Origin of the sequence: Lentzea albida (assembly GCF_900111005.1) — a bacterium.
Lineage (GTDB): Bacteria > Actinomycetota > Actinomycetes > Mycobacteriales > Pseudonocardiaceae > Lentzea > Lentzea albida.
Genome location: NZ_FOFV01000006.1, coordinates 160110 through 179537, shown reverse-complemented (window position 1 = coordinate 179537; position 19428 = coordinate 160110). Strand labels below are relative to the sequence as shown.

Annotated in this window: 18 protein-coding genes; 14 read left to right on the top strand and 4 right to left on the bottom strand. The window is 69.8% G+C overall.

Going from position 1 to position 19428, the window contains the following annotated elements; genetic code table 11:
- Positions 1 to 2: 2 nt before the first annotated feature.
- From murD to BMY74_RS17660, 5 genes are all read left to right on the top strand, one after another.
- Positions 3 to 1376 (top strand): UDP-N-acetylmuramoyl-L-alanine--D-glutamate ligase, encoded by a 1374-nt coding sequence (gene murD / locus BMY74_RS17680; protein WP_089917285.1) that lies wholly within the window; start codon positions 3 to 5, stop codon positions 1374 to 1376.
- A 232-nt stretch (positions 1377 to 1608) separates the two neighbouring features.
- Positions 1609 to 3075, top strand: a complete 1467-nt coding sequence (gene ftsW, locus BMY74_RS17675) for a putative lipid II flippase FtsW (RefSeq protein WP_089917283.1) — start codon at positions 1609 to 1611, stop codon at positions 3073 to 3075.
- A gap of 28 nt (positions 3076 to 3103) precedes the next feature.
- Complete coding sequence (murG, locus tag BMY74_RS17670) at positions 3104 to 4207, top strand: undecaprenyldiphospho-muramoylpentapeptide beta-N-acetylglucosaminyltransferase (protein ID WP_177229794.1); 1104 nt, start codon at positions 3104 to 3106, stop codon at positions 4205 to 4207.
- Between the two features lie 41 nt (positions 4208 to 4248).
- Positions 4249 to 5586 carry a UDP-N-acetylmuramate--L-alanine ligase gene (gene murC, locus BMY74_RS17665; RefSeq protein ID WP_089917698.1) on the top strand — a complete coding sequence of 446 codons (1338 nt, stop codon included), beginning with the start codon at positions 4249 to 4251 and terminating at the stop codon, positions 5584 to 5586.
- Entirely contained in the window at positions 5583 to 6332 is a 750-nt protein-coding gene (locus BMY74_RS17660) for a cell division protein FtsQ/DivIB (RefSeq protein WP_089917280.1), read from the top strand. Before murC ends, BMY74_RS17660 begins: the two co-directional genes overlap by 4 nt.
- Here the strand turns inward: BMY74_RS17660 and BMY74_RS17655 are convergent.
- Positions 6329 to 6931 (bottom strand): hypothetical protein, encoded by a 603-nt coding sequence (locus tag BMY74_RS17655; RefSeq protein ID WP_143091601.1) that lies wholly within the window; start codon positions 6929 to 6931, stop codon positions 6329 to 6331. The two genes, BMY74_RS17660 and BMY74_RS17655, sit on opposite strands and share 4 nt — an antisense overlap.
- 265 nt (positions 6932 to 7196) lie before the next feature.
- Positions 7197 to 8087 (bottom strand): RICIN domain-containing protein, encoded by an 891-nt coding sequence (locus BMY74_RS17645; protein ID WP_143091600.1) that lies wholly within the window; start codon positions 8085 to 8087, stop codon positions 7197 to 7199.
- A 326-nt stretch (positions 8088 to 8413) separates the two neighbouring features.
- On the opposite strand from BMY74_RS17645, the gene ftsZ reads away from it, so the two are divergent.
- The 8 genes from ftsZ to BMY74_RS17605 all read left to right on the top strand — a co-directional run bounded on the left by ftsZ (position 8414) and on the right by BMY74_RS17605 (position 15158).
- Positions 8414 to 9742 (top strand): cell division protein FtsZ, encoded by a 1329-nt coding sequence (gene ftsZ / locus BMY74_RS17640; RefSeq protein WP_089917273.1) that lies wholly within the window; start codon positions 8414 to 8416, stop codon positions 9740 to 9742.
- 693 nt (positions 9743 to 10435) lie between these two features.
- Complete coding sequence (pgeF, locus tag BMY74_RS17635; RefSeq protein ID WP_089917271.1) at positions 10436 to 11140, top strand: peptidoglycan editing factor PgeF; 705 nt, start codon at positions 10436 to 10438, stop codon at positions 11138 to 11140.
- Complete coding sequence (locus BMY74_RS17630) at positions 11137 to 11835, top strand: YggS family pyridoxal phosphate-dependent enzyme (RefSeq protein ID WP_089917269.1); 699 nt, start codon at positions 11137 to 11139, stop codon at positions 11833 to 11835. The genes pgeF and BMY74_RS17630 overlap by 4 nt, the downstream gene beginning before the upstream one ends.
- Before the next feature lie 67 nt (positions 11836 to 11902).
- Positions 11903 to 12559 (top strand): cell division protein SepF, encoded by a 657-nt coding sequence (locus tag BMY74_RS17625; RefSeq protein ID WP_089917268.1) that lies wholly within the window; start codon positions 11903 to 11905, stop codon positions 12557 to 12559.
- 18 nt (positions 12560 to 12577) lie between these two features.
- Positions 12578 to 12853: a YggT family protein gene (locus BMY74_RS17620; protein WP_089917696.1), complete on the top strand. Its 276-nt coding sequence runs from the start codon at positions 12578 to 12580 to the stop codon at positions 12851 to 12853.
- A gap of 48 nt (positions 12854 to 12901) precedes the next feature.
- Positions 12902 to 13717 (top strand): DivIVA-like cell division protein Wag31, encoded by an 816-nt coding sequence (gene wag31 / locus BMY74_RS17615; RefSeq protein ID WP_089917266.1) that lies wholly within the window; start codon positions 12902 to 12904, stop codon positions 13715 to 13717.
- A 15-nt stretch (positions 13718 to 13732) separates the two neighbouring features.
- Complete coding sequence (locus BMY74_RS17610; RefSeq protein WP_089917264.1) at positions 13733 to 14218, top strand: hypothetical protein; 486 nt, start codon at positions 13733 to 13735, stop codon at positions 14216 to 14218.
- A 55-nt stretch (positions 14219 to 14273) separates the two neighbouring features.
- Complete coding sequence (locus BMY74_RS17605; RefSeq protein WP_089917263.1) at positions 14274 to 15158, top strand: alpha/beta fold hydrolase; 885 nt, start codon at positions 14274 to 14276, stop codon at positions 15156 to 15158.
- Here the strand turns inward: BMY74_RS17605 and BMY74_RS17600 are convergent.
- Positions 15142 to 15591 (bottom strand): hypothetical protein, encoded by a 450-nt coding sequence (locus tag BMY74_RS17600; RefSeq protein ID WP_089917261.1) that lies wholly within the window; start codon positions 15589 to 15591, stop codon positions 15142 to 15144. The genes BMY74_RS17605 and BMY74_RS17600 overlap by 17 nt on opposite strands.
- Before the next feature lie 108 nt (positions 15592 to 15699).
- Complete coding sequence (locus BMY74_RS17595; protein ID WP_089917260.1) at positions 15700 to 16044, bottom strand: DoxX family protein; 345 nt, start codon at positions 16042 to 16044, stop codon at positions 15700 to 15702.
- 245 nt (positions 16045 to 16289) lie between these two features.
- On the opposite strand from BMY74_RS17595, the gene ileS reads away from it, so the two are divergent.
- Positions 16290 to 19394, top strand: a complete 3105-nt coding sequence (ileS, locus tag BMY74_RS17590; protein WP_089917695.1) for an isoleucine--tRNA ligase — start codon at positions 16290 to 16292, stop codon at positions 19392 to 19394.
- Positions 19395 to 19428 lie beyond the last annotated feature (34 nt).

The window sequence follows — 19428 nt, the reverse complement described above, 5'->3', positions numbered from 1 at the left end:
CTATGACCAAGCTGGCCGGAACCAAGGTGCTCGTCGCCGGTGCTGGGGTGACCGGCCGGTCCGCCGCGGAGGCGTTGCTCGCGGCGGGCGCCGAGGTCGTGGTGACGGACTCGTCGCCGGAACGACTGGCGGCGCTCGAGACCCTGCTCGAAGGCGTGGACCTGGTGCCCGGTCTGGCGGAACCCCCGGCCGGCACCTCGCTGGTGGTCACGAGCCCCGGCTGGCAGCCGTCGAGCCCACTGCTCGCCGCCGCCACCTCGGCGGGCATCGAGGTGATCGGCGAGGTCGAGCTGGCCTGGCGGATGGCGGCCGAGCTGGCCGACCCGCCGGTGTGGCTCGCGGTGACGGGTACGAACGGCAAGACCACGACGGTCGGCATGCTGGAGTCGATCCTGCACGCCGCCGGCGCGGACGCCGTGGCCTGCGGCAACGTCGGCCTGCCCGTCGTGGACGCGCTGCTGGCCGGTCGCCGGGTGCTCGCGGTGGAGCTGTCGAGCTTCCAGCTGCACTGGGCGCCGTCGGTGCGGCCGCAGGCGGGCGTGCTGCTGAACCTCGCCGAGGACCACCTCGACTGGCACGGCGGCATGGACGCCTACGCGCAGGCCAAGGCGCAGGTCCTCACCGGTGAGGTGGCGATCGGCTGGCTGGAGGACGACCGGGTCGTCGACCTGCTGGAGGCCGCGCCCGCCAAGGACAAGGTCGGGTTCACCCTCGACGAGCCGGAGCGCGGACAGCTCGGCGTGCGCGACGGCTGGCTGGTCGACCGCGCGTTCGCCGACGACGAGGCGCTGGTCGAGGTGGCGAAGATCCGCCCGGCAGGCCCTCCCGGCATCGCGGACGCCCTGGCGGCCACGGCGCTGGCGCGCGCGTACGGCGTGCCGTCGGAGGCCGTGCGCGAGGGCCTGGAGGCGTTCGAACCGGCCGCGCACCGCGCCGTGCTGGTCACCGTGGACGCCGCCGACGTGAAGTACGTCAACGACTCGAAGGCGACGAACCCGCACGCGGCGGTGGCGTCGCTGCGGGCGTTCGACAGCGTCGTCTGGATCGCCGGTGGGCTCTTGAAGGGCGCCTCGGTGGACGAGATGGTCCGGACGGAGGCTCATCGCCTGCGAGGTGCCGTGCTGATCGGTGCGGATCGTGCGGTGATCGCGGAGGCGTTGGCGAAGCACGCGCCTGACGTGCCGGTGCGGGTGCTCGACCTCGCCGGTGACGCGGACCCGATGCTCGCGGTCGTGCGCGAGGCGCAGGAGCTCGCGCAGTCCGGGGACACGGTCCTGCTGGCCCCTGCGGCGGCGTCGATGGACATGTTCAGCGACTACGCGCACCGCGGGCAGGCGTTCACGGACGCCGTTAGGCACCTCACGGGTGGTCGGTAGGGTGGTGGAGTCGTGACCGCCGACCTCCACCGCGTCTTCCGGCGCTCAGCAGGGCGCCTCGTGGTACCGGCCCCGCGCCCCCGTACAACCCGGTACGAAGGCGCGGGGCCGGTACCACGATGCACCCGTCTGACCGTCGAAATACGGGGCGAAGGCCAGCGGTCACGACTCCAAGGGGCGACACGCCCCAGGAATCCCCGTTCGAGCGCTTGACACAGGAGACGATGATCTGGTGACCGTCGTCGCCGACAAGCCGAGAAGCAAGCGGAAGGGCCGTCCCGCGGGCCGCGTCGCCTCGTTGCGCACCGGCCTGACGTCGTGGCTGGGCCGCCCGCTCGCCGACTTCCACCTCCTGCTCGCGATCTTCGGCATGCTCACCGTGCTCGGCCTGGTGATGGTGCTGTCGGCGTCGGCGCCCGGCCAGGTCGCCTCGGGCGTGTCCGCGTACAGCGTGTTCCAGAAGCAGCTGATCTACGTCTGCATCGGTGCCGTGCTGTTCTGGCTGGTGCTGCGGTTCCCGTTGCGCAGGCTCCGGCACCTCTCGACGGCCGCGATGGGCATAGGCGTGCTGCTGCTGGCGCTGGTGCTGACACCGCTCGGCGACGTCCGCGGTGGTGCGCGGTCGTGGTTCACGGTCGGGCCGGTGTCGTTCCAGCCGATCGAGGCCGTGAAGCTCGCGCTGGCGCTGTGGGGCGCGCACGTCCTGGTGACCAAGAGGGCGCTGCTGTCGCAGTACCGGCACCTGCTGGTGCCCGTCGTGCCGGTCGCGATGCTGGTGTTCGCGCTGGTCATGCTGCAGCCCGACCTCGGCGGCACGATCACGCTCGGCGTCGTGCTGATCAGCCTGCTGTGGTTCGTGGGCGCGCCGATGCGGTTGTTCGGCGTGATCGCCGCCGGTGCGGTGGCGGGCGCCGTCGTGCTCGCGATCGGCGCCGCGTACCGGCTGCAGCGCGTGACGACGTTCCTGAACCCCGACGCCGATCCGGAAGGCGCCGGTCACCAGGCGCGGCAGGCGATGTACGCGCTCGCCGACGGCGGCCTGTTCGGCAAGGGGCTCGCGCGGGGCAGTTCGCAGTGGCGGTACCTGCCCAACGTCGAGTCGGACTTCATCTTCGCCGTCATCGGCGAGGAGCTCGGGTTCGTCGGGTGCGCGCTGGTGCTGGCGCTGTTCGGCGGGCTCGCGTGGGTGGGCCTGCGGATCGCGTCGCGCAACACCGACCCGTGGATCCGGATCGTGTCCGCGACGCTGACGGTGTGGCTGGTCGCGCAGGCCGCGATCAACATCGGCTACGTCGTGCGGCTGCTGCCCGTCACGGGTCTCACGCTGCCCCTGATCTCCTCCGGCGGCACCTCGGTCGTGATCACCATGGTGGTGTTCGGCATCCTCGCGAACTGCGCGCGGCACGAGCCGGAAGCCGTGTCGGCGCTGCGGTCGCTCGGTCCCGGCCGGGTCGGCGGCCTGCTGCGGCTGCCCGCGCCCGAGGCGTACCGGGTGCCTTCGAAGCGCAAGCCCGTCCGCCCCTCCACACCGCCGCGCGCACCAGGGCGTTCACGGACGCAGCAACTTCCGGTGGTGGACGAACGTCGTATGGCTGGACGCTCCGCTCCGCCTTCGGAGTACCGTCGCCGCGATTCGCGGCGCACACAGGGCCGTTCTGAGCAAGGCCGGTCGACCCGCGGTCGCGGGCGACCGAACTGAATTCGATCACCTACCTTCGGGAGAAGTCTTGACCGGGCACCCTGCCCCCAGTGGTCCGTGCGTCGTGGTCGCAGGTGGTGGCACCGCGGGTCACATCGAGCCGGCACTGGCGCTGGCCGACGCGGTCATGCGGCTGCGGCCGGACGCGCGCGTCGTCGCGCTCGGCACCGAGCGCGGCCTCGAGAGCAAGATCGTCCCGGCGCGCGGGTACCCGCTGGAGCTGATCCCGCCGGTGCCGATGCCGCGCAAGCCGACCCTCGACCTGCTGAAGCTGCCGCTCAACGTGCGCGGCGCCGTGAAGCAGACCCGCGAGGTGCTGGACCGCGTCGGCGCGGACGTCGTCGTTGGCTTCGGCGGCTATGTGGCGCTGCCCGCGTACCTGGCCGCGCGGGGCCGCGTGCCGATCGTCGTGCACGAGGCGAACGCCAAGGCCGGTCTCGCGAACAAGGTCGGCGCGAAGTTCGCCGAGCACGTCGCCGCGGCGGTGCCGGACTCCGGCCTCACCGACGCGCAGATCATCGGCATCCCGCTGCGCCAGTCCATCACCTCGCTGAACCGCGCGGCGCTGCGCGACGAGGCCCGCCGGTTCTTCGGCCTCGACCCGCACGCGCCGGTGCTGCTGGTGTTCGGCGGCTCGCAGGGCGCGCGGTCGATCAACGAGGCCGTGGCGCCCGTGGCCGCCGAGTTCGCCCGTGCGGGCGTGGGCGTGCTGCACGCGTACGGCCCGAAGAACAACATTGCGGTGCAACAGGTTCCTGGCCGCCCGCCGTACGTGCCGGTGCCGTACCTGGAGCGCATGGACCTCGCGTACGCCGCCGCGGACGCCGTGCTGTGCCGTTCGGGCGCGATGACCGTCGCCGAGGTGTCGGCCGTCGGCCTGCCCGCGGTGTTCGTGCCGCTGCCCATCGGCAACGGCGAGCAGGCGCTGAACGCAGGCCCCGTCGTCTCCGCCGGTGGTGGCATCCTCGTGCCCGATGAGGAGCTCACGCCGCAGAAGGTCGCGTCGCTCGTGGTGCCGCTGATGGCGGACCGCAACCGGCTCGCGCAGATGTCCGCGGCGACGCTCGGCACCGGCCGTCGCGAGGCGGACGAGGTCCTGGCCCGCACAGTTCTGGATGTGATCAAGAAGTGAGCCTCGAACGCGTTCACCTCGTCGGCATCGGTGGTGCCGGCATGAGCGGCATCGCCCGCATCCTGCTGGCGCGCGGCGTGCAGGTGTCCGGTTCGGACGCCAAGGACTCGCGGACCGTGCTGGCCCTGCGCGCCCAGGGCGCGCGGATCGCCGTCGGCCACGACGCCGCCAACCTGGACCAGCTCCCCGGTGGTCCGACCGAGGTCGTGGTGTCGACCGCGATCAAGGACACGAACCCGGAGTACGCGTCGGCCCTCGAGCGCGGCATCACCGTGCTGCGCCGCGCCGAGGCCCTCGCGGCGCTGATGGAAGACCATCGCGTCGTGTGCGTCGCCGGTACGCACGGCAAGACGTCGACCACGTCGATGCTCACCGTCGCGTTGCAGCACTGCCGCCTCGACCCGTCGTTCGCCATCGGCGGCGACCTGAACGAGTCCGGGGCCAACGCCCACCAGGGCACCGGCGGCGTGTTCGTGGCCGAGGCGGACGAGTCCGACGGCTCGTTCCTGTTCTTCTCGCCGTCCGTCGCCGTCGTGACGAACGTCGAGGCGGACCACCTCGACCACCACGGCACCGTCGAGGCCTACACGGCCGTGTTCGACTCGTTCCTCGACCGGATCGTGCCCGGCGGCGTGCTGGTGTCCTGTGTGGACGATCCCGGCGCGGCGCGGCTGATCGCCGAGGCCCGTGCGCGCGGCATCCGCGTGCGCGAGTACGGGCGTTCGGGGGCCGACGCGCGCCTGGTCGACTACAAGCCGTTCGAGTCGGGCGGCCTGGCGTCGGTCGAGATCGACGGCGTGCCGGTCGAGGTCCGGGTCGCGGTGCCGGGTGAGCACATGGCGTTGAACGCCGTCGCCGCTCTGCTGGCGGGCCTGGAGCTCGGCGCCGACCAGACCGGTCTGCTGGAGGGCCTGGCCGCGTTCGGTGGTGTGCGGCGGCGGTTCGAGTTCAAGGGCCGCGGCGGTGGCGTGTCGGTGTACGACGACTACGCCCACCACCCGACCGAGGTCGACGCACAGCTGCGTGCCGCGCGTCCGGTCGCGGGCGCGGGCCGTCTCGTCGTGGTGTTCCAGCCGCACCTGTACTCGCGGACCCGCACGTTCGCTGTGGAGTTCGCGGCGGCGCTGTCCCTCGCGGACGAGGTCGTCGTGCTCGACGTCTACGGCGCCCGCGAGGAGCCGGAGCCGGGCGTGACCGGTGAGCTGATCGCCGGCCAGGTCACGGCCTCCGTGCACTACGAGCCGTCGTTCGACCGGGTGCCGTCGCTGGTGGCGTCGCTCGTGCGCGAGGGCGACCTGGTCGTGACCATGGGCGCGGGCGACGTGACGATGCTCGGCCCCGAGATCGTCAGCGCGCTGGCGACCGAAGAGCAGGCATGAGCGCCCCGGTTCGCGGCAGGTCCACGCGAGTTCGCCCCGCGAACCGGAGACCGAAGAGCGCCGAGTACCGGGCGCGGCGCAGGGTCATCCTGCGCCGCCGCCTGGTCGCGCTGCTGACGGTGCTGTCCGTGGTGGCGTTGGTCTACTGCATCTTCTTCACGCCGTTGCTCGGCGTGCGCCAGGTCGACGTCCGCGGCAACACGGCCCTGACCGAGGACGAGGTCCGCGCCGTGGCGGCGATCGAGGCGGGATCCCCGTTGGTGCGCCTGGACCTCCAGGAGATCCACGACCGCGTCGCGGGCATCCCGCGCGTGGCCGCCGTGGAGGTCGAACGCCAGCTCCCCGGCACGGTCCGCCTGCTGCTCACCGAACGCAGTCCGGTCGGTTCCGTGAAGCTGCCCGACGGCTTCCACCTCGTCGACTCCACCGGCAAGGACTACGCGGTGGTGCCGGCGGCGGCGCAGGGCGTGCCCGAACTGGTGCTCACCCTGCCGTCGTCCTCGGACCCGGCCACCCGCGCCGTGGTCGGCGTGCTGAACGAGCTGCCCGAGAAGCTGCGGCCCGAGGTCGTGTCGGTGGCGGCGACGACCGGCGCCGACGTGAAGCTGACCCTGACCGGTGAGCGCGTGGTGAAGTGGGGCAGCTCCGAGGACACGCCGCGCAAGGGCGCCGTGCTGCTCGTGCTGCTCACACGGGAGGGCAAGACCTACGACGTGTCGTCGCCCGACCTGGCCACGGTGTCCTAGCCGAGGGTCAGGTGGAAGCCTTCGGCCTCGGCCGCCTGCTGGGTCTTCCAGATGACGCCGCGGTTGGCGTTGCCGATCTTCGCGCCGTAGAGCCGCTCTCCCTTGGGAACGCCGCTCACGGCGAAGTTGAACGTGCACGACTGCGCGCCGCCCAGCAGCGTGCCGACCGCGAGGACCTCGTTGTCCTGGTTGACGATCTCGACCTGGCCGCCGAGCCTGACGTCGCTGTAGCCGCCTGAACCGCAGGAGCCGTTCACGGTCATGGACCCGACGACCGTGAAGACGTCGGGCGACGACGACGTGGACGGCGCGGCCGAGGTCGTGCCGGCAGAGCGCAACAGGTCGGGGCCGGTGGCCCTGCCGAGCCCGAAGCCGATCCCGCCGGCCGTCAGCGCGACGAGGGCGAAGCCGATCGCCAGCCACGGCGGCCGGCGTCTCGGCGGCACCTCGGGCCCGACGGTCACTACTGGTGGAAGTGGTTCCACGGTGGTCCTCCAGTTCGGCGGCGCGGCCGCTAGCGGCGCGGTGACCGCGGCCGGGACGGCGCCGGGAACCTGCGCACGCGCCGGTTCGAGGACCTCGAAATCCGGTGCGAGCACACGGGAACCTCCTGGGGCCCGCCGCCGGCTGTGCCGCGTGGCCGCGTCGACGCGACCCGCACGAGCAGGCTGCCCAGCCTGCTCGTGACGAGTTCCAACACGATCGCTTCGACGAAGAGCGAACGCACGGACGCGGGTGCGGATGCCAAGACGTGCCTCCAAGTTGATGAACGACTGCCGTGTTCATCGGAGGCCCACCGGCGGTATTAGCCGGATCGATCGTTGTCACCCGAAGGAAGTATCAAGGCGCTCGTGCGGTTGTCGGCTAGGCAGGCAGGAGGTCCCAGTGCTGCCAGGGGTCGTACTGCCGGGGGAGCAGCAGCAACCAGCCGACGCTGGGCGTGATCACCCTGTCGCCGGTGGACTGCCTGATGAGCACCGCACCGGTCCCGGTCCGCTCGAACGACCAGTGCTGGCGGACGTCGTCAGTTGCGCAGTCCAGCACGGCGGCGAGCCCCGTCGACTGGTCCTGCCGCGGGGCGACGCACTTGTCGGTGACGACGCTGCGCAACGCCGTCCGGCCGTCCGCGAGCTCGATCCGCTGGAACCTCTGCTCCGGAGTGTCGGCGCACGGTGCCGTCGTGACCTTGGTTCCGCCCGTCAGGCTGATGCAGCCGTAGGTGTCGTGCTCGACCGCACGGAGTCGCACGACCTGGCCGGAGGTGTCCGGTAGCGGTGCCGCCGTCCCGACGGTGCGCACCTGCCACCGCTGCTCGTCGCTGTCGCGCAGGCCTTGGACCATCGCCTCGCGCTCACCGCTCTGCCAGGTGAAGACCGTGAGGTACTGCTCTCCTTCGCCGAGCTTCACACGCACCGACCCGGACGTGTCCGGCACGAACGAGGTGAACTCGTGGACCGCCTGGGCGTCGCAGTAGTAGGTGGTGAACTCCGCGCTCAGGCACGATCTGTTGCCGAGGTTGCGCAGCAGGTGGGTGCCCCCGTCCACCGGGACGGCCTCCCACCGCTGGTCCGCTTCGCCGTCGCAGGCGACGATCAGCGCTCTGCCGTGCAGCTCCTCCCCGGCCTGCAGGCACTGCCCGTGGGCCGTGCTCCTGATCTCGACCACGTCGTTGCCGCCCGCGGCGCTCGCCGGCGCCACCACCGCTGCCCCCAGAGCGATCGCGGCCAGCGCGACGCCCAGCATCCTCATCCCCATCCGCCGACCTTGCCACCGGTCGCTCGAAACGGTGTGCAACTGAAGAAGGCATGGGCGAGACGATCTCTGATTCGGCGTCCGACTAGGCTTGTGGTGCGTCGTCCTCAGGGCCGTGCGCAACTACTTGACGGCACGACCGGGGAGTAGTAGCGCACAGTGTTGGGACCCTACGGCGTGGCTGCTGGACCGACGTGCCGCCGGTGCTTACCGTCCAGCAGGAACATATGGGGTTGACATAACTCTGAGCCTCGAGGAGAGGTTGAGAGTTTCAATCCGGGTGCATCACACCCACCACAGCACGGACCACGATCAGGAAGGCGGATCCGATGACGCCCCCGCACAACTACCTCGCGGTGATCAAGGTCGTCGGCATCGGTGGTGGCGGTGTCAACGCCGTCAACCGCATGATCGAGGTCGGGCTCAAGGGCGTCGAGTTCATCGCGGTGAACACCGACGCACAGGCCTTGCTGATGTCGGATGCCGACGTCAAGCTCGACATCGGCCGTGAGCTGACGCGCGGCCTCGGCGCCGGCGCGAACCCGGAGGTCGGGCACAAGGCCGCCGAAGACCACCGCGAGGAGATCGAGGAGGTCCTCAAGGGGGCCGACATGGTCTTCGTGACCGCCGGTGAAGGCGGCGGCACGGGCACCGGCGGCGCGCCGGTCGTGGCCTCGATCGCCCGCAAGCTCGGCGCACTGACCATCGGTGTGGTGACGCGCCCGTTCTCGTTCGAGGGCAAGCGCCGCGCCAAGCAGGCCGAGGACGGCATCCAGGCCCTGCGCAACGAGTGCGACACGCTCATCGTCATCCCCAACGACCGGCTGCTGCAGCTCGGCGACATCGGCGTGAGCCTGATGGACGCCTTCCGGTCCGCGGACGAGGTGCTCCTCTCCGGTGTCCAGGGCATCACCGACCTGATCACGACCCCCGGTCTGATCAACCTGGACTTCGCCGACGTCAAGTCGGTCATGTCCGGCGCGGGCTCCGCGTTGATGGGCATCGGCTCGGCCCGAGGCGAGGGAAGAGCGGTCCAGGCCGCGCAGAAGGCGATCAACTCGCCCCTGCTCGAGGCCTCGATGGAGGGCGCGCACGGCGTGCTGCTGTCGATCGCCGGCGGCTCCGACCTGGGCCTCTTCGAGATCAACGAGTCCGCCTCGCTGGTCCAGGAAGCGGCGCACCCGGACGCCAACATCATCTTCGGTACGGTCATCGACGACTCCCTCGGTGACGAGGTCAGGGTCACGGTGATCGCGGCCGGATTCGATGGAGGCGGACCCACGCACAAGAAGCTGGAGCCGACGGCGTTGTCGTCGCCGCCCCGGACGGCCAGCGGGCCGATCGCTTCAGCTTCGGCTGCGCCCACGCATGCTCCGGTGGCTCAGCCGGTTCAGCAGGCGCCGGTCCAGCAGCCGGTTCAGCCTGTGCAGCCCGTTCAGCAGGTTCAGCAGCCTGTTCAGCCCGAGGTTCGGCAGGCGCCGCCTGTGCAGCCGCCTACCAGCGTGCCGCCTCAGCCTTCGCCGGTTCAGGGGAACGGGTACGTGCCCTCTGTACCTCGGTCGTTGTCGTCGCCCAACGGGTCTTTGCCTTCCCGGCCTGTGCCGGTCACGGACGATCCTGACGATGAGGTGGATGTTCCGCCGTTCATGCGGCGGTGAGCTTTTGAGGGACCCCCTGGGCTGCTGGCTCAGGGGGTCTTTTCTGTGTGCCTGATTTGTTCGGTGGTTGGGGTTGCGTGCGGCCTGTTGCTGTTGCGTGCTTCCCCTGGGGCTCTGCCCCAGACCCCGGCAATCTGAGATGGGGGCCAGCGCTGGGAGCAGGCTGATGGCACGCCTGTTGCTCAGAGCGGCTGCCGGTTGAGTTGTGAGTTGCGGTGGCGGTGGGGTCCCATCCCAAGTCGCACCAAGAGCGGGCCACACCTGAGGGGTGGGGTCAAGTCGACGAAAAGCGTGTCGACTTGACCCCACCCCTCAGGTGCAGCAAGTGCTGTGGCGCGACTCGTGATGGGACCCCACCGCCGGTACCTCTTTGCTCAGGACGGCTCGCCTTCGGCGTCGCACCGATCGCACGTCTCGCCTGCGGCTTCGCACCCGGTCATGCGGCTCGCCTTTGGCGTCGCACCCCCAGCCCGTCTCCGGCCTGGACCTCACCCCTGACGACCCCGCCTGCCTCGGCCCTCGCACCCCCTCAGCCCTTGCCGTCGGTCTTCGGCCTCGCACCCGGCGGCTCGCCCGCTTTCGGCCTCGCACCCTCGACTTGCCCGCCGTGGCCCTCGCACCCCTCGACCCGCCTGCCTCCTGCCCCGCCGGTGGGCGCGCGGCGCGTGGAGGCGTGCGAACTAGGGTGTAGCCGTGCGCATTCGTCGTGTTGTCAGCACCCGCGCCGGTGGCGTGTCCAAGGGTCCCTACGAGTCGTTCAACCTCGGCGACCACGTCGGGGACGACCTCGAGGCGGTCGAGGCCAACCGGGCTCGGCTCGCTCGGGGGATCGGGCTTGCGCCCGACCGGTTGGTCTGGATGGAGCAGGTGCACGGGCGGACCGTCGCCACGGTGGACGGGCCGGTTGCCGAGGCGCTTGAGGCCACTGATGCCGTTGTGACGAAACAGCAGAATCTCGGGCTTGTCGTGTTGACGGCCGACTGCGTGCCCGTGTTGCTCGGTGACGAAGAGGCTGGCGTTGTCGGGGCTGTGCACGCCGGGCGTGTCGGGGCTCGGGTCGGAGTGGTGGTCGAGGCGCTCAAGGCGATGATGGCGTTGGGGGCCGAGCTCGAGCGCATCGAGGTGCTGTTGGGGCCCGCTGTGTGTGGTGAGTGCTACGAGGTGCCCGCTGACATGCAGAAAGACGTGGAGAAGCACCTGCCTGGCAGTGCGTCCAAGTCGCGGAAGGGGACGCCTGCGCTGGACCTTCGGGCCGGGTTGTGGAACCAGTTGGCCAGTGCCGGGGTCGGGAAGATCGGGGTCGACCCGCGGTGCACGTTCGAGGAGAAGGACCTGTTCAGCCATCGGCGGCAGGCTCCTACCGGGCGGCTTGCGTCCGTTGTCTGGATTGAGCCGTGAACCGCGCGCAGGAGTTGCGGGAGAACCTCGCGGAGGTCGAGGAGCGCATCGCCAAAGCGTGTGAGGTGGCGGGGCGGTCGCGGGATGAAGTGATGTTGCTCGCGGTGACGAAAACCTGGCCCGCGAGCGATGTGGAGATCCTTTATGAGCTCGGTCTCCGCCACTTCGCGGAGAACCGCGATCAGGAGGCGAGTGAGAAGGTCGGCCAATTGAGACATCTCGCGGACGCGAGGTGGCACATGGTCGGGCGGTTGCAGCGCAACAAAGCGAAATCCGTCGTCGGGTGGGCCGATCAGGTCGACTCCGTGGACAGCGTCCGGCTGGCCGAGGCGCTGGCGAAGGCGGCGCACGCCCAGGGCAAGAAGCTCGACGTGTTGCTGCAGGTCAGCATCGACGGGGACACGTCGCGGGGTGGGGTCGCGATTCCGGACGTCGGGGAACTGGCTGGCGTGATCACTCGTTCGGGTGATCTTATTCTGCGAGGTGCGATGACTGTCGCGCCCCGGACGATGAAGCCATCGCAGGCGTTTCAGGCGTTGGTTTCGGTGGTATCTCGCCTACGTGATGATCATCCCACTGCCATCGGAGTGTCAGCGGGAATGAGTGGTGACCTGGAAGATGCCATCTCGCACGGATCGACCTGTGTGCGTGTCGGAACGGCGTTGCTCGGCAACCGGCGACTAACCTCGCCATAGGTTGTCGGGAACCTCGGGACCGTCCGCACCGTCCCTAAGAGTGGGGAACCGCCGAGGAGGGGCTGGAATGAGCGCTTTGCACAAGCTGAAGGCCTACTTCGGGATGGTCCCCGCCGAGTACGCAGACGACCCCGGCTACGACGACGACCGAGGTCGCTACGGCGACTACCGGTCCGAGTACGCGGCCGAGGCCGACGACTACGACCCGTATCCGCGGCGCAGCCGCGTGTTCACACCGGGCCGGTCGGAGCTCCAGGGCTCCGGGTACCGGCCCGACATCGACGAGTCGGACGACTACGAGCCGGAGTCGCGGCGCGGGGGCAGCCCCTCGAGCACGCGGCGCTGGAGTGCCGATGCACCCGTGCACGGCGCACTCGCGGTCGAGCCGCAGCGCGAGCCCGTGAGCAGGCTGCGTCCGGTCGCCGCCGAGCCGGCAGGCAACCCGTTGGCGCGCATCACCACGCTTCACCCCCGTAACTACAGCGAGGCGCGCACGATCGGGGAGCACTACCGGGACGGCACGCCGGTGATCTTGAACCTGACCGACATGGACGACGCGGACGCGAAGCGTCTCGTCGACTTCTCGGCCGGCCTCGCGTTCGCTCTGCGCGGGTCCATGGACAAGATCACCAGCAGGGTGTTCCTTCTCTCACCGCCGAACGTTGACGTCACGGCGGAGGACCGGCGGAAGCTGGCGGAGGGTGGGTTCTCCAACCACGGTTAGAGTTGACCCGTGGACCCCATCCTCCTCGTCATCTTCTACGTCCTGTTCGCGTTCTCCCTGTTCCTGACCGCGCGTGTCGTGGTCGAGATGGTGCGGACGTTCGCGAGGGAGTGGCGCCCGGCGGGCGGCGTAGCCGTGACGCTAGAGACCGTCTACACGGTCACCGACCCACCGGTTCGTGCACTGCGTCGGGTGATCCCGACCGTGCGGATCGGAGGCGTCGGGCTGGACCTATCGATTATTGTGCTGTGGCTGGTCGTTATCATTCTGATGCGATTCGCAGATCCCAGGTGACGGGGAACCGTGGGATGACCGCAGCCCAGGAGTGCGAGAGGTGATCCGATGCCGTTGACCCCCGCTGATGTGCACAATGTTGCATTCAGCAAGCCGCCGATTGGCAAGCGGGGCTACAACGAGGACGAGGTGGACGCGTTCCTCGACCTGGTTGAGGGCGAACTGGCCCGCTTGATCGAGGAGAACAACGACCTCCGTCAGCAGGTCGAGCAGCTCGACCAGCAGCTCGAGACCGCGCGTGCAGACCTCGACGACGCGCGTGCGAAGGCTTCTTCCGGCCCCATGACGAGCCGTATGCCGGTGGAGGAGCCGCGCCGCCTGGCGCCGGTCCCGCCGCCCACGGTGATGGAGCAGACGTCCCCCGGTGGTGGCGGAGACCACCACGTGCAGGCCGCGAAGGTCCTGGGTCTCGCCCAGGAGATGGCGGACCGGCTGACCGGCGAGGCCAAGGCCGAGGCGGACGGCATGCTGTCCGAGGCCCGCACGAAGTCCGAGCAGCTGTTGTCCGAGGCTCGCGCCAAGGCCGACACGATGGTCAACGAGGCGCGCACGCGTGCCGAGACCATGCTCAACGACGCGCGGACGCGTTCCGAGACGCTGGAGCGGCAGGCCCGTGAGAAGGCCACCGCGCTGGACCGTGACGCGCAGCGCAAGCACGCTGAGGTGATGGGCAACATCACCCAGGAGAAGAACACGCTCGAGAAGCAGATCGACAAGCTGCAGACGTTCGAGCGCGAGTACCGCACGCGACTGAAGACCATGCTCGAGTCGTCCCTGCGCGACCTCCAGGACCGCGGCCCCGCCGCTCCGTCCGAGGGCCGTTCCCAGGGCTACTCGTTCGGCGCACGCGCCGAAGCGGGCTGAACTACTGTTCGCTAGGTGCTCTTCGTAGTTCTACTTCTGGTGCTGGCTGCCCTCGGGCTGCTCGTGCCTGCGCTGACCACGTCCAACACGATCTGGGCGTGGTCGTCCGTGGGCGCGAGTGTGCTCGCCGCCCTGGTCCTCACATGGGACTGGTGGCGGAGGCGACCGGGGGACCCCGCAGCCGACGCGCAGAGTGTAGATCAACTAGCTCGAGATGATGATCAACGGGTGGACGAGCCGGCGACAGCCGACACGCCGCCCGCTGACGAGGAACCACCGGAAGAGGACACCGACGCGGCGGACCTGCTCGTCGTGGCTGATCTGGTGGACGAGGTGCGGGTGCTGGACGAACGGCCCCGCTACCACCTGAGCTCGTGTTCCTGGCTCGCCGGGAGGCCCACGCTGGGTCTCCCGGTGCAGGAGGCACGGCAGTTGCAGTTCACGCCCTGCGCTGTGTGCACCCCCGATGCGGTGCTCGTGCGCAGGAGTCGCGCCACGTGACGTGGACTACCGCATTTCGCGGACCGGCGGAGCGATCACGCGCTAAGAACGACTCATGTCACTGAGGTCGTTGCTGCGCGTGGTGCTCGTCGCCGCTCTCGTCCTGGCAGGCGCCGCCCCGGCGACCGCCCAGCCGGACAGAGGACTCGACAGCTGTGTTCCCGCTGACATGCGCAACGGCGCGATCAGCTTCCGGACCGAGGACCACGTCGTGCTGCACGGTCTGGTCCTGGGCAGCGGGACGAGGGGTGTGCTGCTCGCCCCCGGCGCGGTCGAGTCCGTCTGCGCGTGGTTCCCGCTGGCGTGGGAGCTCGTGGACGACGGCTACCGGGTGCTGCTCTACCAGTCGCGCTCCGGCCCGATCCCGACCGGCACGTACCGGTACGACCTGGACCTGAGAGCCGCTTCCCTCGAACTCGGCCGTCTCGGCGTCACCTCGGTGGTGGCCGGCGGTGCCGGTTCCTCCGCCACCGCGGTCGCGGCGACGGCGGAGAAGATCGCGGGTCTGAAGGGCGTGGTCCTGCTCTCCCCGTACGCGGGCGCGATCATCGGCACCGAACTCGACGCGGCGGCGGGCCTCAGGGCCGCCCGCGTACCGTCGTTCGTCGCTGCCGCACAGGACGACGTAATCGACATCCAGGAGTTCGGCGAGGGCAGAACGCTGATGGCCGATGATGCACGTCAGGTGGCCGGTGCTGTTCAGGACGCCCGGCTGCGGATCGTGCCGGGCGAGGCCGCGGGAACCGAGCTGATCGAGGACCCGGCCATGAGGGACGAGGTGCGGGCCTTCGTCCGCGAGGTCGCGCCCCCGCCGACGTTCGTCGAGCGCTGGAAGGCGCCGATCACCGGCGTCGTGCTGCTCGTGCTGGTGGTGGCCGGCGTGGTCGTGGTCCGCAGGCGGACCACGACGACCCCTCCCGGGGTCAGCGCCGGTAACTGATCTTCGCGCGGAACGTGCTGTCGGGTTCGTCCCGGTAGTGGTGCTCGACGGAACCGTCGAACTCCGAGATCACGCCCTCGTCGTCGTAGGCGATGTGCTCGACGGCGAACTCGGCGCCGTCGTCGTACCAACCCAGGCCGTGGTTGACGACCAGGACCCGCTGGTCGGTGAAGTCGCCCTCGGTGATGCGCTGACCGTCGTGACGGGAGAGCTCGATCATGAGGTACTCCCACCCGTCGGCGGACTCGCCCTTGATCCGGATCAGGTTGCCCTCCTCCGGGTCCTCGCGGACGGAGAACAGCTCCGGTGGGGTCCAGTTGCCGGAGCGGCCCTGGGTGGGATGCGCCTGCGGGTCCGAGTCCCAGACGAGGTAGCCGGTGGCGGCCGAGGCCGGTGTGGCGGTGGCGAGCAGCAAGGCGGACGCGGTCAGCACAGCTCGGATCATCTTTCCCCCAAGGAAGTGGGTGATCCCCCGATCACCCTGCCGAGGAGTCTGGCGAAGGTGACGCCGCACGCGCCATGAGTAGATCTACGCAGGGCCTCAGCGGTCCAGGAACAGCAGCGTGCTCAGCAACGCCAGCAGCACGAGGTCGAGGACCACGCCGGTCGGCTTCGAGTCGTAGCGCAACCGCGTGACCGTGGCGCCGACCATCAGCAGCCCGAGCCCGACCGTGGCGGCGTGCGCCACCCACTCCCACGTGACCAGACCGACCACCAGGCCCGCCGCGCCCGCCCACTCCAGCGCGCCGATGGTGCGCCACAGCGCCGGGTTCATCCGGAAGTGGTCGCGGGCCTCCAGTGACGCCTTCGCCCCGAACAGCTTGCCCGCGCCCGTCGCGACGAAGAGCAGGGCCAGCACGATCGACAACGCGATGGTCAACGTCATCCGGCGAGCATACGGTTTGCGCGCCCCCGTACCCTGTAACCACAGGCACCGATCCGGCCATCACCGGGGAGCCTCCGGAAGAACGGGCGCGAGCGCCTCAGTAGAACCGGACGGGACCGGCCCGTCACAGCCGAAGAACGAGAGGCTCACCCCCGAGGTGAGCAAGCGGGGTGGTACCGCGGCCCGCCGAGCCACATCGGCGTGTCGTCCTCGCGTGTCACATCTGACCGCGAGGAGCAGTGGAGATGGCCTACCCCAGGGCCGGAGCGAACGAGGTCCCGGCGCAGCCGTCCTTTCCGAACCTCGAGCAGGACGTGCTCGGGTACTGGAAGGACGACGAGACCTTCCAGGCGAGCATCGACCGCAACCCGGCGGGCGAGAACGGTGACAACGAGTTCGTCTTCTACGACGGCCCCCCGTTCGCCAACGGCCTGCCGCACTACGGGCACCTGCTGACCGGCTACGTCAAGGACGTCGTGCCGCGCTACCAGACGATGCGCGGCAAGCACGTCGAGCGCCGGTTCGGCTGGGACACGCACGGCATGCCCGCCGAGTACGAGGCGGAGAAGCAGCTCGGCATCACGCAGAAGCACGAGATCGACGAGCTCGGCATCGAGAAGTTCAACGAGGCGTGCCGCACGTCCGTGTTGCAGTACACGGACCAGTGGCGCGACTACGTGACGCGCCAGGCGCGCTGGGTCGACTTCGACAACGACTACAAGACGCTCGACCTCGACTACATGGAAAGCGTCATGTGGGCGTTCAAGGCCTTGTGGGACAAGGGCTTGATCTACGAGGGCTTCCGGGTGCTCTGGTACTGCTGGCGTTGCCAGACGCCGCTGTCCAACACCGAGACCAAGATGGACGACGCCTACCGCGACCGGCAGGACCCGGCCGTCACGGTGGCGCTGCGTCTCGAGTCCGGCGAGAAGGCCCTGGTCTGGACGACCACGCCGTGGACGCTGCCGAGCAACCTGGCCGCCGCCGTGCACCCGGACGTCGACTACGTGACGGTCGTGGGCTCCGACGGCGACAGGTACCTGCTCGCCGAGGCCCGCGTCGCGGCGTACGCGCGCGAGCTGGGCGAGGAGCCCGAGGTCGTCGCCCGCTACAAGGGATCGGACCTGGTCGGCAAGAAGTACCTGCCGCCGTTCGACTTCTTCGTGGGCCGCACCAACGCGCACCAGGTGCTGGCCGCCGACTACGTGACCACCGACGACGGCACGGGCATCGTCCACATCGCACCGGCGTTCGGTGAGGACGACAAGGTCGTGACGGACGCGGCGGGCATCGAGGTCGTCGTGCCGGTCGGCCCGGACGGCAAGTTCACCGCGGAAGTGGCGCCGTACCAGGGCGTGCACGTCTTCGAGGCGAACAAGCTGATCATCCGCGACCTCAAGGAAGCGGGCCTGCTGCTGCGCCACGAGACCTACGACCACCCGTACCCGCACTGCTGGCGGTGTGCGAACCCGCTCATCCAGCGCGCGCTGTCGGCGTGGTTCGTCGCGGTCACGCAGTTCAAGGACCGGATGGTCGAGCTCAACCAGCAGATCAACTGGGTGCCCGGCCACATCAAGGACGGCCAGTTCGGCAAGTGGCTCGAGAACGCGCGCGACTGGAACATCTCGCGCAACCGGTACTGGGGCTCGCCGCTGCCCGTGTGGGTCTCGGACAACCCCGAGTTCCCGCGCACGGACGTGTACGGGTCGCTGGACGAGCTGGAACGCGACTTCGGCGTGCGCCCGGACAACCTGCACCGGCCGTTCATCGACGAGCTCACGCGGCCGAACCCGGACGACCCGTCCGGGAAGTCGGTCATGCGCCGGATCCCGGACGTGCTCGACTGCTGGTTCGAGTCGGGCTCGATGTCGTTCGCGCAGGTGCACTACCCGTTCGAGAACGCGGACTGGTTCGAGGACCACTACCCGGGCAACTTCATCGTCGAGTACAACGGGCAGACGCGCGGCTGGTTCTACACGCTGCACGTGCTCGCGACGGCGTTGTTCGACCGGCCCGCGTTCCGCGACTGCGTGGCGCACGGGATCGTGCTCGGTGACGACGGCCAGAAGATGTCCAAGTCGCTCAAGAACTACCCGGACGTCAACGAGGTCTTCGACCGCGACGGCTCCGACGCCATGCGCTGGTTCCTCATGGCGTCGCCGATCCTGCGCGGCGGCGACCTGGTCGTGACCGAGCGGGGCATCCGCGACGCGGTGCGCCAGGCCGTGCTGCCGCTGTGGAACTCCTGGTACTTCCTCGCGCTGTACTCCAACGCCGCGGGCAAGGAGGGCACGTGGCGCGTCGACTCGAAGAACGTGCTCGACCGGTACGCGCTGGCGAAGACCCACGACCTGGTCCGCGACGTCCAGGCGGCGATGGACGTCTACGACATCTCCGGTGCGTGCCAGCTGGTGCGCGAGTACCTGGAGGTGCTGACGAACTGGTACGTGCGGCGGTCGCGGCAGCGGTTCTGGGACGGTGACCAGGACGCGATCGACACCCTGCACACCGTGCTGGAGGTCGTGACGCGCGTAGCGGCGCCGTTGCTGCCGTACACGACCGAGGTCGTGTGGCGCGGTCTGACCGGTGGCCGTTCCGTGCACCTGACGGACTTCCCGTCGGTGGCGGACGTGCCGGCGGACGACGCGCTGGTGGCGGCGATGGACGAGGTGCGCGACGTCTGCTCGACGGCGTTGTCGCTGCGCAAGGCGAACAAGCTGCGCGTGCGACTCCCGCTGGCGCGCCTGACGGTCGCCTCCCCGGTGGCCGGGACGCTGGAGGACTTCGCCGAGATCGTGCGCGACGAGGTCAACGTCAAGGAGGTGTCGCTGTCCACGGACGTCGACGCCTACGGGCAGTTCCAGCTGGTCGTCAACGCCCGCGCCGCCGGCCCGCGCCTCGGCCCGAACGTCCAGAAGGTCATCAAGGCCGTCAAGGCCGGCGACTGGTCCGAAGTGGACGGTCGCGTGGTGGCCGCGGGCATCGAGCTCTTCGAGGGCGAGTACGAACAGCGCCTGGTGGCAACGGATCCCGCCGCCACGGCCGCGCTGCCCGGTGGCGCCGGCGTCGTCGTGGTCGACACGGCGGTGACGCCGGAGCTCGAGGCCGAGGGCGTCGCGCGCGACCTGGTGCGCGTGGTGCAGCAGGCCCGCAAGGACGCCCAGCTCGACGTGTCCGACCGGATCACGCTGACGCTGGAGCTCCCGGACGCGGTGAAGGCCGCCGTGGAGCCGCACCTGCCGTTCGTGCAGTCGGAGACGCTGACGTCGTCGGTGGTGTTCGGTGAGGGCACGTCCGAGGGCACGGTGGGCGACGGCGCCAAGGTGAAGGTCACCGTCAGCAAGGCGTGATCGATGTGTGAGCGCTCGTCCCTAACGTCACCGT

Bases quoted from the DNA above. Each gene is read 5' to 3' on its own strand.
- BMY74_RS17595 (WP_089917260.1), bottom strand. From the start codon at position 16,044: ATGACGTTGACCATCGCGTTGTCGATCGTGCTGGCCCTGCTCTTCGTC.
- wag31 (WP_089917266.1), top strand. From the start codon at position 12,902: ATGCCGTTGACCCCCGCTGATGTGCACAATGTTGCATTCAGCAAGCCG.
- BMY74_RS17660 (WP_089917280.1), top strand. From the start codon at position 5,583: ATGAGCGCCCCGGTTCGCGGCAGGTCCACGCGAGTTCGCCCCGCGAAC.
- BMY74_RS17625 (WP_089917268.1), top strand. From the start codon at position 11,903: ATGAGCGCTTTGCACAAGCTGAAGGCCTACTTCGGGATGGTCCCCGCC.
- ileS (WP_089917695.1), top strand. From the start codon at position 16,290: ATGGCCTACCCCAGGGCCGGAGCGAACGAGGTCCCGGCGCAGCCGTCC.
- murC (WP_089917698.1), top strand. From the start codon at position 4,249: ATGAGCGGCATCGCCCGCATCCTGCTGGCGCGCGGCGTGCAGGTGTCC.
- ftsZ (WP_089917273.1), top strand. From the start codon at position 8,414: ATGACGCCCCCGCACAACTACCTCGCGGTGATCAAGGTCGTCGGCATC.
- BMY74_RS17645 (WP_143091600.1), bottom strand. From the start codon at position 8,087: ATGGGGATGAGGATGCTGGGCGTCGCGCTGGCCGCGATCGCTCTGGGG.
- murD (WP_089917285.1), top strand. From the start codon at position 3: ATGACCAAGCTGGCCGGAACCAAGGTGCTCGTCGCCGGTGCTGGGGTG.
- BMY74_RS17605 (WP_089917263.1), top strand. From the start codon at position 14,274: ATGTCACTGAGGTCGTTGCTGCGCGTGGTGCTCGTCGCCGCTCTCGTC.